The following is a 13,554-nucleotide window of genomic DNA, read 5'->3' as shown; positions in this document are numbered from 1 at the left end:
TCAATTGCCGATCGATCTGATTCCAGGGAACAGCCTTTTGCGCGACTCCTTCGCTCGCACGCGTTTTGCCTTGCGCCCGTTGGCACTGGTCCTTCCGATCGCGTTGCTGAGTCTTGCCCCGACCTTCGCCCACGCCGAAACCGCCGACGCCAATGAACAGTCAGGCAGCCAGAAGCGCTATTACGTGATCGCTGCCGGCTCGTTGGTCAGTGCACTCAACCGTTTTGCCGAACAGGCGGGGATATTCCTCGCCGGCCGCAACGAACTGGCGAGGGATAAACACAGCCCGGGGCTTGAGGGCGAATTCACCGTGCAACAGGCCTTGCAGCGTTTGCTGCAAGGCAGTGACTTGCAAGCCCAGCCTCAGGGTGACCGCGGCTATGTCCTGCAGGTCGCCCCCACGGCGGATCGGCCGCTGGAACTGGGCACCACCAACGTTTCCGGCCAAGTGCCCGGCGCCATCACCGAAGACAGCCACGCCTACACCCTTGGATCGACGTCTTCAGCGACCGGGCTGCCGCTGTCCTTGCGTGAAACACCGCAATCGGTGTCGATCATCACCCGGCAGCAACTCGACGATCAGGGCTCCACCAGCATCGCCGACGCCCTGCGCCGTGTGCCTGGCGTCAGCGTGCAGAACTACGACAGCGAGCGTTGGGAGTTCTCCAGCCGTGGCTTGCCGATCACCAATTTCCAGTACGACGGCGTCAACACCGACTACGACGGCGTCTACGATTACGGCACCACCAGCACCGACATGGCGACCTTCGATCGCGTCGAAATCATCAAGGGCGCCACCGGTCTGATGACCGGCTCGGGCGACCCATCGGCCACCGTCAACCTGGTCCGCAAGCGCCCGACCAAAACATTCAAGGCCTCGATCACCGGCGCCGTCGGCTCCTGGGACAACTATCGCAGTACCGGTGATATGGCTGGCCCGCTGACCGAGAGCGGCCACGTGCGCGGGCGTTTCGTCGGTGCGTATCAAGATCGCAGCGCCTACCTGGACAACTACCGCAACACCCGCGACATCGCGTACGGCATCCTCGAGGCCGACCTGACGCCGGGCACCCTCGTGACCTTCGGTATCGACCAGCAAAATACCCGCTCCCGTGGCGCCAGTTGGACCGGTTTCCCGATGTACAACAGCGACGGCTCGCGGACGCACTTTTCCCGTTCGTTCAACCCGGCCACCGACTGGAGCCGGCGCGACTTCACCAACCAGACGATTTTCGCCTCGGTGGAACAGCAACTGGCGAATGACTGGACGTTAAAGGTCAGCTACGACCGCAAGCATCGACAACACGACACCTTCCTCGCCTCGGCCAGCGGCGGCCATCCGGACCCGCTCACCGGCAACGGCATGTTTATGTACATGGGCCGGTTCAAGGGCGATCAGTTGCAGGACAACCTCGACGTCAACTTCACCGGCCCGTTCAGCCTGGCGGGCCGCGAGCATGAGTTGATCGCCGGTTTCGTGACGATGCACACCCGTCAGGACATTCCGGTGCACGGTTCGACTTACCCGCCCTTGGGCGGCAGCATCTTCGACTGGCGCGGCGAGTTCGCGAAGCCGGACATTGCCAGGGTCGGCGACAACGACATCGTCCAGCGTCAGACCGGTGCCTACCTGGCCACCCGACTCAGGCCAACCGACGACCTGGCGGTGATTCTCGGCGCCCGGGTCAGTCAGTTCACCGCCAACGATGAGCTGGACTACATCGACCCGAACACCCGGGATGTGCACGACAGCTACCGCCAGACCGGCGTGGTCACCCCGTATGCCGGGCTGATCTACGACCTCGACGACACCTGGTCGGTGTACACCAGCTACACCAGCATCTATCAGCCGCAGATGAGCAAGGACGCCGAGCGCAAACTGCTCGACCCGGTGCACGGCGACAGCTACGAGGCCGGGCTCAAGGCCGAATTCCTTGACGGGCGCCTGAACGCCAGTTTCGCGGTGTTCCGTATCGAGCAGGACAACGTTGCCAAGTACGTCAGCGGCGTCGATACCGAGTCGGTGTACCGCCCGGTGCAAGGCGCCACGACCAAAGGTTTTGAAGTCGAAGTGGCTGGTGAAGTGATGGAAGGCTGGAATCTGTCGGCCGGCTACAGCTACAGCCACACCCGCGATGCCAAGGGCGATTACGTCTACGGCTCGATCCTGCAAACCACCGCGCCGGAACAGGTAGTTCGGGTGTTCAGCACCTACCGGCTGTCAGGGTCGTTGGAAAAACTCACCGTCGGCGGCGGCGTGAACTGGCAGAGCGAGTTCTTCGGCCATGTGTTCCAGCCCAACCCCAATGACCCGGTCAACTTCGGCCAGCCTTCGAAGATCTCCCAGCAAAGCTATGCCCTCGTGGACGTCATGGCGCGCTACCGCTTCAACGATCACCTGAGCACCACGCTGAACGTGAAGAACCTGTTCGACCAGACCTATTACACCGGGCTCGGCAACTTTGGCACCGGGTTCTACGGCGAACCTCGCAATGTGCAACTGACTACCCGCTGGGATTTCTGATCGGCAAGTTGTCGATCTACGGTACTTCCGGACCACTGCGGGCTGACTACGCTGAACGTTCAGCACGAGTGACCCGTGGAGAGGATTACCGCCATGCAACGCGTTCAGAAACTCACGCCCTGCCTGTGGTTCGACGATCAGGCGGAGGAAGCCGCGAAGTTTTACTGCTCGGTGTTCGATCATTCAAAAATCACCGCCACGACCTACTACGGCCACGCCGGCTTCGAATTCCATGGCCGCCCCGAAGGCTCGGTCATGACGGTCAGCTTCGAGCTCGACGGCCAAAGCTTCACCGGCCTCAACGGCGGTCCGGTGTTCAAGTTCGGCGAGGCGATCTCGTTCCAGGTCAATTGCCAGACCCAGGAGGAAGTCGATCACTTCTGGGATGCCCTGAGCGCCGGGGGCGTCCCTCAGGCCCAGCAATGCGGCTGGCTCAAGGACAAGTTCGGCCTGTCGTGGCAGATCGTGCCGATCGTCCTGATGGACATGATGAAAGACCCCGACACGGCAAAATCCCAGCGCGCCATGGAGGCGATGCTACAAATGAAAAAACTCGACATTGCTGCACTGCAACGAGCCTTTGACGGCGAGAGCTAATACACTCCGGGGCTGACCTGCCGAGGACACCGACGATGAAGCCCACCGCTGGCAAAGACGCCGACAAGGCCCCACGCTTCTGGCGCGACGACGCCCTGCCCTTCATTGAGGCCCGCTCCATCGCCGACGGGCGCCAGGTCTGTTACACCCGGCATGCCCACGAGCACTTTTCTATCGGCTCGATCACCGCCGGACGCAGCACTTATATCCATGAGCAATCGGAATTTCAGGTCAGCGCCGGCACCGTGGTGCTGATGAACCCTGGCGACGTCCACGCCTGCAATCCGATCGATGACCAGCCCTGGTCGTACCTGATGCTGTACGTCGCGACGCCGTGGCTCACCGACTTGCAGCATCAACTGGGGTTCAGCAGCGACTTGGCGTTTCGGCGGTTTTCCATCACCCATACGTCTGACGCCAGCCTGTTTGTCGGCCTGAAGGCGTTGTACGAAATACTGGTCGACAGCGAGCAGGACGTACTGAGCAAACACAGCGCGGCGGTCGAGTTCTTCACTGAAGTGCAGCAACGACTCAACCCCGGCGATCAGCCCCTGCGCGAGCCCAATTTCAAACTGGAGCGCGCCGCTGACTACATCCGCGACAACTGCACGCAACTGCTCAAACTCGAAGACATTTGCGACGCCGCGCAACTGTCACCGTCCTATCTGATCCGCGCCTTTAAACAGCATTACGGCATGACGCCCCACGCCTTCCTGGTCAATCGACGCATCCAGTTTGCTCAGGATCGCCTGCGCAGCGGCAAGCTGATCGCCGACGTGGCGCTGGAAGCAGGGTTTGCCGATCAGGCGCATTTTCAGCGGGCGTTCAAACAGCATCTGGCGGCAACACCGGGGCAGTATCGCGGCTGAATGTTCGATCAAGGCAGTAACAGATACATCGCGCTCATCGCCAGCAACAACGCCATGATCCGGTTGAACAAGCGCATCCCCGCCGGGTTGTTCAGATAGCCGCGCAAAAAAGTCCCGGCGTACGCCCAGCAGCCGACGGACAGGTAGCAGATCACCAGATACACCGCGGCAAACTGCCAGACCAGCCGCGCCTCGCCGTCTGCGACGAACGCGCCCATGCCGGCCACACAGGCCAGCCAGGCTTTGGGGTTGAGCCATTGCATGACGGCGCCATACAGCATCGACGGCGCCCGCCCCGACTCCTTCGCGTCGAGTTGCCCGTTGTCCGCTGCCAGTTTCCACGCCATGAACAACAGAAACGCCACGCCGGCCAGTTGCACCACCCGCGTCAGCGCCGGCCATGTCTGCAACACTTCATGCAGCCCCAACCCCATCAATACCAGTAGCAACACAAAGCCCAGTGTTGCGCCGGCCACGTGGCGCTGACTGGCGCGAAAACCGAACTGCGCGCCGGAACTCAGCGCAACAATGTTCACCGGTCCCGGTGTAATCGAGGCCACCAGGGCAAACGCGGCCATAGAAATAATCAGACTCATTGCATACCTTCTTCAATTCAGTTGAACCAGGCCTCAAGGTAAGGCGCGGGCTGGTCCGCGTATTGAAGAAAACTGCCCACCCGTTCTAGGAATAAGCGCCGACCACCCGCTTCACTTTGATCAGCGCTGATCGAAGCGAATCCATGTCCACCGACCCCAGCGCCAACCGGATCGCATGCGGTACATGGACCGAGGTTGCAAAAGGTTCGGCAGTGGAAACCGCGACTTGCTCGTGCATCAGCTCGACCGCGATCTGGTCCGCTCGGGCGTCTTCCGTCAGTGGCAACCACAGAAAGTACGAATTCGGATGAGTCATGCAGCGCAGTCCTTTCAGTAGATCGGCGGCCATGGCTTGCCGGGCCTGTGCGTCCGCACGCTTTTGCGCTTCCAGTTGGCTCACGGTTCCATCGTCGAGCCATGCGCAGGCAATCGCTGTCATCACGCCGGGAGTGTTCCAGGTGGTGGCCCTGATTGCGCGCTCAAGCGCAGGCACTTTCTCGGCCGGCGCAGCGATGAAGCCCACGCGTAGTCCCGTGGCGACATTCTTGGAGAACCCCGACACGTAGACGGTTCGTTCCGGCGCCAATTCGGCCAAGGGCGCCGGGGCGTCTTCGACCAGAAAGGCGTACGCAGCGTCTTCAATGATCAACAGGTCATGCTGACGTGCAATCGACACGAACTGATCTCGCCACTGTGCATCCATGACCCAACCCAGCGGGTTATGCAGCGTGGGCATGCTGTAGACGGCCCGCACCGACCGGCGCCGGCAAAGCGCTTCGAACGCCTCAAGGTCAGGCCCGGTCTCCGTGGCGGGAATGGGCACGATTTCCAGGTGCAGCGATTCGGCCAGCACCTTGAAACCGGTGTAGGTCAACGCATCCGCCGCGATCACATCGCCTGGTTTGAGCAACGCCATCATCGTCACCGCCAATCCATGCTGGGCACCGCTGACGATCAATACCTGCTCGGCCTGGACGCTCAACCCGCGTGAGACCAGATGGTTCGCAATCGATGCGCGCTCATGCAGGCGCCCGGCATGGGGCTGATAGCGCAAATGAGCTTCCAGGTCGCCGGACAACGCGAGTTGACGCAAGGCCGTTCGCAACAGATCCGCCTGACCGGGTAATGACGGGTAGTTGAAGTTGAGATCGGCCATACCCACGGCAACCACGTGCTGGCTGACGCCTTGGCCGGGGGGAAGCGATGTCTCTCTGACGAACGTGCCCCGGCCGGTTTCACCACTGACCAGGCCCATCGCCTCAAGCTCTGCATAAACTCGGCTGGCGGTCACGAGCGCCAACCCGTGCTCAGCGGCGAGCTTGCGATGGGTTGGCAAGCGCGTACCGGGCAACAAATGTCCTGAACGGATGTCTGCGGCAAAGGTGTCGACCAGCGACTTGTAGCGCAAACGAGGCATAGGGCGATGTATCCATGACAATTTTTTGATTGTCTTTATAGTCGGCCATACGATGCGCTCAAGGCAACCCGCCAAGAAAACAATCATCGAGTGTGACCTCAATGGAACGCGTATCGAACCTGCACAGCCAGCCCCAGGAAAAGACCACCAACGGGTGGATCAACGGATTGATCGGCGTACTGATCTTCAGCGGCTCGCTACCGGCCACGCGCTTGGCGGTGCTGGAGTTCGACCCGGTTTTCCTGACCGTCGCACGGGCAACCATCGCCGGCATTCTGGCGCTGTGCATGCTGTGGCTGTTCAAGGAGAAGCGTCCTGCAAGGAACCAGCTGTTGCCGTTGTTCATCGTGGCCATGGGCGTGGTAGTCGGTTTCCCTCTGTTGACGGCGCTGGCGCTGCAATACGTGACGTCGGCACACTCCATCGTCTTCGTTGGCCTGCTGCCCCTCGCCACCGCCGTGTTCGGTGTGATCCGTGGTGGTGAGCGGCCGCGACCAGTGTTCTGGTTTTTCTCGGTCCTGGGCAGCCTGCTGGTGGTGGGATTCGCCGCCTCCCAAGGCCTGACCGCCTCACCTGAAGGCGACCTCCTGATGCTGGCGGCGATCCTAGCCTGCGGCCTCGGTTATGCCGAAGGGGCGAAACTGTCCCGGACACTGGGTGGCTGGCAGGTGATTTGCTGGGCATTGGTGCTGTCGCTGCCGGTTATGGCGCTGTTGACGTGGTGGCTCGCACCCGCATCGTTCTCGGGGATCAGCACACCGGCCTGGTTCAGCCTGGGATACGTGTCGCTGTTCAGCATGCTGATCGGTTTTGTTTTCTGGTATCGGGGGCTGGCGCAGGGCGGGATTGCGGCCGTGGGACAGTTGCAGTTGCTGCAGCCGTTTTTTGGCTTGGCGCTGGCGGCGACGTTGCTTCATGAGCAGGTCAGCATTGGCATGCTGGCGGTGACTGTTGCGGTGATTTTGTGCGTGGCGGGGGCGAAGAAGTTCGCGAAATAATCGATTGTACGGTGCGTGCCACCCGCCACTGTATGAGTCGACCCACGCGGCACCTGTGATAAAAATATCGCTCTCGCTTCTGGAGCCGATCATGGACCTCGCCACCCTCGCCCTTTTCCTCCCGGCCTGCTTCGCCCTGAACATGGCACCGGGTCCGAATAACCTGCTGTCAGTCAGCAATTCGACACGCTACGGCTATCGTACGGCGTGTGTCGCCGGGGTCGGTCGGCTGCTGGCATTCGCCGGGATGATCGCCCTTGCCTCGGCGGGTTTGGCGGTCGTGTTGCAAACCTCGGAGTTGTTGTTCTACGGGATCAAGATTGTCGGCGCGGCATACCTGTTTTACCTCGCCTGGCAATTGTGGCGCGCGGATCCGGGGGTTGAAAACGCTGTGAACGGCGTGCCGGCGGGAACGCTGACATTGGCGCGGCAAGAATTCCTGGTGGCAGCCGGCAACCCGAAGGCGATCCTGATTTTCACTGCATTCCTGCCCCAGTTTGTCGACCCGAACCAGGCCGTGACACCGCAATTCGCAGTGTTGGGTGCGCTGTTCCTGGCGCTGGAATGGATTGCCATTGGCGCCTACGCCTACATGGGCCTGCACATGCGCCGCTGGTTTGCGAAGCCTCGGGGACAGCGGATTTTCAACCGCTGCTGCGCGGGGTTGTTGTCGGCGGCGGCTTCGGTGCTGTTGATGGCGCGTCGGGCCTGAACACCTTCACTTACTGAAGGAGCGAGCTTGCTCGCGATGAATTCAGGAGGACCGCGTGTAGCCAGAAAACACGCGTTATCCTTAAGACCATCGCGAGCAAGCTCGCTCCAACAGTGGCCTAACCAGTGATGACAGGCATCAAAAATTCACTGTCGATTTTCCGGTGGAGCCCCCGGCCAACGCGCCTTATGCTCGAACCATGAACCTACAAAACGCGATGCTTCCGCCCCACGCCGAGATGGTTCGCGCCATGCTCGAACGAGACACCACCTACGAGGGGGTGTTTTTTACTGCGGTCAAAACCACCGGCATCTTCTGCCGCCCCAGTTGCACGGCGCGCAAACCGAAACCGGAGAACGTCGAGTTCTTCGCCCATGCCGATGACTGCCTGTCCGCCGGCTACCGCGCCTGCCTGCGTTGCAAACCGCTGGACGCGGCCGCCATCGCGCCGGACTGGGTACAGAAGCTGCTCCAGTCGGTGGACGCCGATTCCGAGCTGCGCTGGACCGATGCCCAGTTGCTGGCCGAAGGCATCGAGCCGCTGAAACTGCGACGCTGGTTCAAGCAACATTTTGGCATGACCTTCCATGCCTGGTTGCGCACCCGACGCCTCGGCATGGCGCTGGGCGGGATCAAACAGGGCGATTCCATCGACAGCGCAGCGTTCGATTCCGGTTACGAGTCCCTGAGCGGGTTTCGCGATGCCTTCCAGAAATCCTTTCACATCACCCCCGGTCGTGCGGCCAATAGCGAGCCCTTGCTGTTCACGCGCCTGACCACGCCGTTGGGGCCGATGATCGCCATGGCCGAACGGCGCGGGCTGGTGCTGCTGGAGTTTCTCGACCGGCCGGCGCTGACCCGGGAAGTCGAAGCGTTGCAGAACCGTCATGGCTATGCGGTCGCGCCCGGGCACAACGTTCACTTACAGCAGATCGATACAGAGCTGGCCCTGTATTTCGCCGGCAAGCTGACCGAATTCAAGGTGCCGCTGCACTTGCCCGGCACCGAATTTTCCCGGCAGGTCTGGGCCGAACTGGCGAAAATCCCCTACGGCCAGACCAGCACCTACGGCACCATCGCCGCGCGGTTGGGCAAACCCGGTGCCAGCCGCGCCGTGGGCCTGGCCAACGGGCACAACCGGATTTCGATTGTCTTGCCCTGCCACCGGGTGATCGGTGCGGACGGCTCCTTGACGGGCTATGGTGGAGGACAACCGCGCAAGGCGTTTCTGCTCAGACTGGAAAACGCTGCGGTGCAGGTCACGCGACAACTCGCGTTCTGACTCATGGCTGGTTTTCATAAGGAAGGAAATTCGATGAACACGCTCGACCAGCAATTCCACAGGCTGCATCAGGACGGTCTGCTGATTCTCACCAACGTCGCCGATGCCGCCGGGGCGCGCATCGTCGAGCAACTGGGCTGCAAAGCCGTGGCCACCAGCAGTGCGGCAGTTGCCTGGTCTCACGGTTACCCGGACGGCAATACCCTGCCCCTCGAACGCCTGGTCTCGACCATCGAATCCATCGCCCGCGTGATTTCCCTGCCGTTGACCGTGGACATCGAGGCCGGCTATTCCGATGACCTGACGCGGGTTGCCGAGGTGATTGATGCGGTGATCGCTGCCGGTGCCGTCGGGATCAATATCGAAGACGGTGCATCCCCGCCCGAGCTGCTGGCCCGCAAGATCGAAATCGCCCGTCAGGTTGCCGAGCGCCGCGAGGTGAAGCTGTTCATCAACGCCCGCACCGATGTGTACCTCAAGAGCCTGGTGCCGGCCGAAGACCGCGTCGCGGAAACGCTCAAACGCGCGGCGCTGTATCAGGCGGCGGGTGCTGACGGGCTGTTCACGGCCGGCGTTTCCGCGGAGTACGAGATCGCTGCGCTGTGCCGTGGTACCCCGCTGCCGCTGAATGTACTGGGGCTGCCGGGGTTGCCGTCACCTGAAGCGTTGAAAGCGCTGGGCGTTCGCCGGTTGAGCGCCGGTTCCGGTATCGCCGAGTTTCTTTACGGTGCGATGGCGGGCCTGGCCAAAAGTTTTCTGGAAACCGGCAAACTCGATAGCAGCCAACTCAAGGCGTTCACCTATGGGGAATTGAACGCACTGCTCAAGCCTGTGGTGAACGCTTGACCGATCCTTACTTGCCAGCGACGGCGTTTCTCGCGTCCATTGACGACGACTGGGCGCGCCACATCGCAGCCATCGGCCCCTGCCTGCACCAGCCGCATGCGGCGCGTGATCCGTATGAGTCGCTGGTGCGGGCGATTGCCTATCAGCAACTGCACGCCAAAGCCGGGGATGCGATTATCGGTCGGCTGCTGGCGGTGTTTCCTTCGGCGGCGTTTCCGCGTCCTGAACAGATTCTGGCGACCGGGTTTGATCAACTGCGCGGGTGTGGTTTTTCCGCGAGCAAGATTGCGACCATTCAGGGCATCGCTCAGGCGGCGCTGGACGGTGTGGTGCCGGATTATCCGACGGCCCTGGCGATGGACGATGAAGCGTTGATCGAGCGGTTGATCACATTGCGCGGGGTTGGCCGCTGGACGGTTGAGATGCTGCTGATCTACAGCCTGGAGCGGCCGGATATTTTACCGGCCGATGATTTCGGGGTGCGCGAGGGGTATCGGCGGTTGAAGGGGTTGGAAGTGCAACCCACGCGCAAGCAGATGGTGGAGATCGGATTGGGATGGAGCCCTTATCGGACAGTGGCTGCCTGGTATTTATGGCGGGTGCCCAACAAGTAGACCGCGTTATCGTTCATCGCTAGCAGGCTAGCCCCCACAGGGGTCTCATGAACGCTGGAGATCCACTGTGGGAGCTAGCCTGCTAGCGATGGCGTCAGCCCATTCATCACACATCCAGAGCCACCGGCACTCGCACCTCAAGTTGTGCCCCCCCCTGCCGACAAGCCCTGTAGGAAACTACTGGTACTCAGCATGGAGCAGCTATGACTGTCATCTCTTCAATCTCTTCCTTGCCGCCACTGGCGGTCGTCAGGAGTGCTGCCACCCAGCCCGCCGTTGGCACTACCACCGAATCAACAGCCGCCCTGTCTTCCCCCGCATCGATTGTCACCTTGCATCAAGATAACAACACCATCAATGCGCAGACTTACACCTCTCGGGGTGTCATTGCGGAGCCTGATGCTCCGCTTGCCTGGGAATACACGCAGCCTGACAAAGTGTCGTTTCGCATGGGTGGCAATTTCGGAAACGCTTCAGCCAGCGCCCGGTTCCGGGGACTGGGTGAGACACTGCTTCTGCAGCTGGCGCAATCCAACCAGAACATCTCCCAGTCGGTCATTCGCTCATCGACCGGACGGGAACTTGGACCGGCAGAGTTGGCGGCTGCTCAAGCCAGAATCCACAGTGGCGTTGCAGACAACAGCATCAACCTGACCCTGAAAACAGCTAGCGGAAAAACCGTCGAGATCACCCTGTCCAGTCAGGATAACGCGTTGGCGGTGCAGGCTCAGGTCCAGGGTGGCGACCTCAGTAAAGAAGAACTTGCCGCGCTTGGCGCCATGGCCAAAGGATTTGAATCGGCCATCCAGGGCCTCACCGCCGTTCCACCGCAACTCAAGCTGGATGCGCTGGCCCAGTTCGACACTGGCGTGTTTTCCTCGGTCGACCTGACCACCCGGTTCAAGCTCGACGATGACAGTACGCAGAGCCTTGAGCTGCATGCCGACGCAAGCCAGCGCCAGGTGCGCATGAGCGGTGCGGCAGGCGATTTCGACATGTCCGTGGACCTGAAAAACGCCGCCATCCTCGGCGACAGCAATCAGAAAGCCAAGGCGCTCGCGAGCTACCTGCGTCAAATAGAAGCGGCGCGCGATCGAGGCGACGGCGACCAGAATCTGCTGTCGATGTTCGAGAGTGCATTCAAGACCGTGCACAGCAGCTACCCGGAAAGCCGCGCTGTTACCGGACCTCAGGCGCTAACGGCGATCAAGCTGACGGACACCGACCGTAGCGTTCTCACCGGCCTCGCCGATTTCAGCGCGACGGTCACCGAGAAAACCGTAAACGGCAATCCTGCGCGGCCTGGTGAACTCGACTCGTTCAACTATGGATTATCGCAGTCCACGCAATCCAAAGGTCAGGATCAGTTCAATCGCAAGGTCGTCCAGAATCAGCAATCGCATCTGACAGCCCAATACCATAAGCCACTGCATGCCGGACAAAAGCTGGAACTGACGACTGACCCACAATCCCAGAACTATCAGTATTACCAGATCGACGATCAGGCCAGCAGCACGAGCAGCATCGGCTATGTCAAAGGTAAGTTGGTCGAAGCGTCCGTCAGCCATTCGGCAAGCCAGTCCACGCGCATTTCCAAATATGTAATGGGGCGTCTGGATGAAGATAACGTGACACCTGTCTCGTCTTCGAAGACGCAAAATCTCCTCGGTCTTCTGCAACAGGCACTGCAAGAAGACAAACTGGCGAAACAGGGACTGGGTACGTCAAACACCTTGGCCGCTATCCAGGACAAGGTGATGTTGGTTAGCAGCCCGATGGAGATTAAGGACTGACCCGAAAACCGATGCCGGTTCGGGAATTCGCTGCGTCAGTTTGTCGCAAGTTATGAGTAATCCTTTGAAGCGTATAATCGATGCCCTCCGCTAAACCGGCATGCATCATAGACGCCCTGTCCGAGGATGATTATCCGTTCGGGCTCATCAAAAGGTCTGTAGAACATGAGTGTTTCGTTGACCCGCCGCCAGGTGGTTGCAGGTATCGGCTTGTTCAGCCTTGGCCTCCTCGCTGGCTGTGACAATAGCGTCAGCCTGTCGTACAAGTACGGCAAGGACCTGAGCGACAAGATCCTCGGACGGACATTCAAACTCAAGGACTCTGAAGGCAACCTCACAACGCTCTCGAGCTTTCGTGGTTTGATGCCTATGATTTTCTTCGGCTTCACCCAGTGCCCGGCGGTATGCCCCACTACCCTGGCTCGCGCAGCGCAAATCAAGAAACTGATGGGAAAAGACGGGGATATTCTCCAGGTCGTCTTCATTACGCTGGACCCGGAGCGGGACACGCCGGCGGTGCTGGATGCCTACGTCAAGACGTTTGATCCCTCATTTGTCGCGCTCCACGGAACACTCGAGGAAACGGCGGAAACGGCCAAGGAGTTCGGGGTGTTCTACGAAAAAATCCCGAGCGGCTCGACCTACACGCTCTCTCATACAGCGACTAGCTATGTGTATGACACAAGAGGCAGGTTGCGCGTTGGACTGTCCCAGTCTCTTTCTGCACAAGAGTGTACGGAAGACTTGCTAACCGTTATGGAGGTCTGCTGATGAACTCGAATGCCATTAAAACTGCCATCAATGTGCGCGTTCAAACGGCTGTCCTGGGGCTTTTTCTGCTGGGAACGGCGCTTCAGGTTTCAGCCCAGACTCAAGTGGAAGACGCCTGGGTACGCGCCACCGTTGCCGGGCAACAAGCAACCGGAGCGTTCATGACGGTGACCGCGAGCAGCGACAGCAAACTGCTAAGCGTGCAAACACCGGTAGCTAAAATTGTGCAGATTCACGAATCAACGATGAAAAACGACGTGATGAGCATGCAACCCGTGGACTTCGTCGCTTTGCCCGCAGGGAAAGCGGTCACTCTGGATCCTCATAGCTATCACGTGATGCTGATCGACCTGGTAGGCCAGGTCAAAGAAGGCGACAAAGTGCCGCTGACCTTGACCGTCGAAAACGCCAATGGCGAAAAAGAGTCCATCAAGGTTGAGGCTGAAGCGCGCGCGCTGAATACGTCGGATCACAGCAAAATGCATTGATGGCTGGGAGTCACCCAGACATCGTTGGCGTTCAGTGGGACCGCGTT

The 13,554-nt window shown here is 60.4% G+C and carries 13 protein-coding genes; 11 read left to right on the top strand and 2 right to left on the bottom strand.

The features are described 5' to 3' along the window. The first annotated feature begins 37 nt into the window (after nucleotides 1-37). The 3 genes from Q7W83_RS13690 to Q7W83_RS13680 all read left to right on the top strand — a co-directional run bounded on the left by Q7W83_RS13690 (nucleotide 38) and on the right by Q7W83_RS13680 (nucleotide 3,990). A complete protein-coding gene (locus Q7W83_RS13690) occupies nucleotides 38-2,524 on the top strand; it encodes a TonB-dependent siderophore receptor (RefSeq protein WP_473656196.1) in 2,487 nt (828 codons plus the stop codon). A gap of 93 nt (nucleotides 2,525-2,617) precedes the next feature. Further along, nucleotides 2,618-3,121 carry a VOC family protein gene (locus Q7W83_RS13685; RefSeq protein ID WP_150630545.1) on the top strand — a complete coding sequence of 168 codons (504 nt, stop codon included), beginning with the start codon at nucleotides 2,618-2,620 and terminating at the stop codon, nucleotides 3,119-3,121. Nucleotides 3,122-3,156: 35 nt separating this feature from the next. Then, nucleotides 3,157-3,990, top strand: coding sequence for an AraC family transcriptional regulator (locus Q7W83_RS13680; protein WP_150639201.1), 834 nt, complete (start codon nucleotides 3,157-3,159; stop codon nucleotides 3,988-3,990). An 8-nt stretch (nucleotides 3,991-3,998) separates the two neighbouring features. On the opposite strand, the gene Q7W83_RS13675 is transcribed toward Q7W83_RS13680, so the two are convergent. After that, the gene (locus tag Q7W83_RS13675) at nucleotides 3,999-4,586 is read right to left on the bottom strand and encodes a LysE family translocator (protein ID WP_150639202.1); all 588 of its coding nucleotides are present in this window, start codon (nucleotides 4,584-4,586) and stop codon (nucleotides 3,999-4,001) included. An 85-nt stretch (nucleotides 4,587-4,671) separates the two neighbouring features. Beyond that, complete coding sequence (locus Q7W83_RS13670) at nucleotides 4,672-6,003, bottom strand: aminotransferase-like domain-containing protein (RefSeq protein ID WP_473656195.1); 1,332 nt, start codon at nucleotides 6,001-6,003, stop codon at nucleotides 4,672-4,674. Nucleotides 6,004-6,104: 101 nt separating this feature from the next. Here Q7W83_RS13670 and Q7W83_RS13665 point away from each other — a divergent pair, with 101 nt between their 5' ends. The 8 genes from Q7W83_RS13665 (at nucleotide 6,105) to Q7W83_RS13630 (ending at nucleotide 13,507) form a co-directional block, all read left to right on the top strand. Further along, on the top strand, nucleotides 6,105-7,001 hold the full coding sequence (locus Q7W83_RS13665; RefSeq protein WP_150639204.1) for a DMT family transporter: 897 nt from the start codon (nucleotides 6,105-6,107) through the stop codon (nucleotides 6,999-7,001). A 91-nt stretch (nucleotides 7,002-7,092) separates the two neighbouring features. Next, nucleotides 7,093-7,713 (top strand): LysE family translocator, encoded by a 621-nt coding sequence (locus Q7W83_RS13660; protein WP_458761475.1) that lies wholly within the window; start codon nucleotides 7,093-7,095, stop codon nucleotides 7,711-7,713. Between the two features lie 199 nt (nucleotides 7,714-7,912). Next, entirely contained in the window at nucleotides 7,913-8,995 is a 1,083-nt protein-coding gene (locus tag Q7W83_RS13655; RefSeq protein WP_473656194.1) for a bifunctional transcriptional activator/DNA repair enzyme AdaA, read from the top strand. A gap of 33 nt (nucleotides 8,996-9,028) precedes the next feature. After that, nucleotides 9,029-9,841 (top strand): isocitrate lyase/PEP mutase family protein, encoded by an 813-nt coding sequence (locus Q7W83_RS13650; protein WP_458377499.1) that lies wholly within the window; start codon nucleotides 9,029-9,031, stop codon nucleotides 9,839-9,841. Beyond that, the gene (locus Q7W83_RS13645) at nucleotides 9,838-10,455 is read left to right on the top strand and encodes a DNA-3-methyladenine glycosylase family protein (protein WP_150630537.1); all 618 of its coding nucleotides are present in this window, start codon (nucleotides 9,838-9,840) and stop codon (nucleotides 10,453-10,455) included. The genes Q7W83_RS13650 and Q7W83_RS13645 overlap by 4 nt, the downstream gene beginning before the upstream one ends. Nucleotides 10,456-10,658: 203 nt before the next feature. Beyond that, nucleotides 10,659-12,248: a lactate dehydrogenase gene (locus Q7W83_RS13640; RefSeq protein WP_150630536.1), complete on the top strand. Its 1,590-nt coding sequence runs from the start codon at nucleotides 10,659-10,661 to the stop codon at nucleotides 12,246-12,248. A gap of 165 nt (nucleotides 12,249-12,413) precedes the next feature. After that, complete coding sequence (locus tag Q7W83_RS13635) at nucleotides 12,414-13,019, top strand: SCO family protein (RefSeq protein WP_150630535.1); 606 nt, start codon at nucleotides 12,414-12,416, stop codon at nucleotides 13,017-13,019. Beyond that, the gene (locus Q7W83_RS13630) at nucleotides 13,019-13,507 is read left to right on the top strand and encodes a copper chaperone PCu(A)C (RefSeq protein ID WP_150639209.1); all 489 of its coding nucleotides are present in this window, start codon (nucleotides 13,019-13,021) and stop codon (nucleotides 13,505-13,507) included. Before Q7W83_RS13635 ends, Q7W83_RS13630 begins: the two co-directional genes overlap by 1 nt. Nucleotides 13,508-13,554 lie beyond the last annotated feature (47 nt).

The sequence above is a fragment of the Pseudomonas sp. 300 genome (genome assembly GCF_055803035.1).
This window is presented reverse-complemented; position numbering and strand designations above follow the sequence as displayed.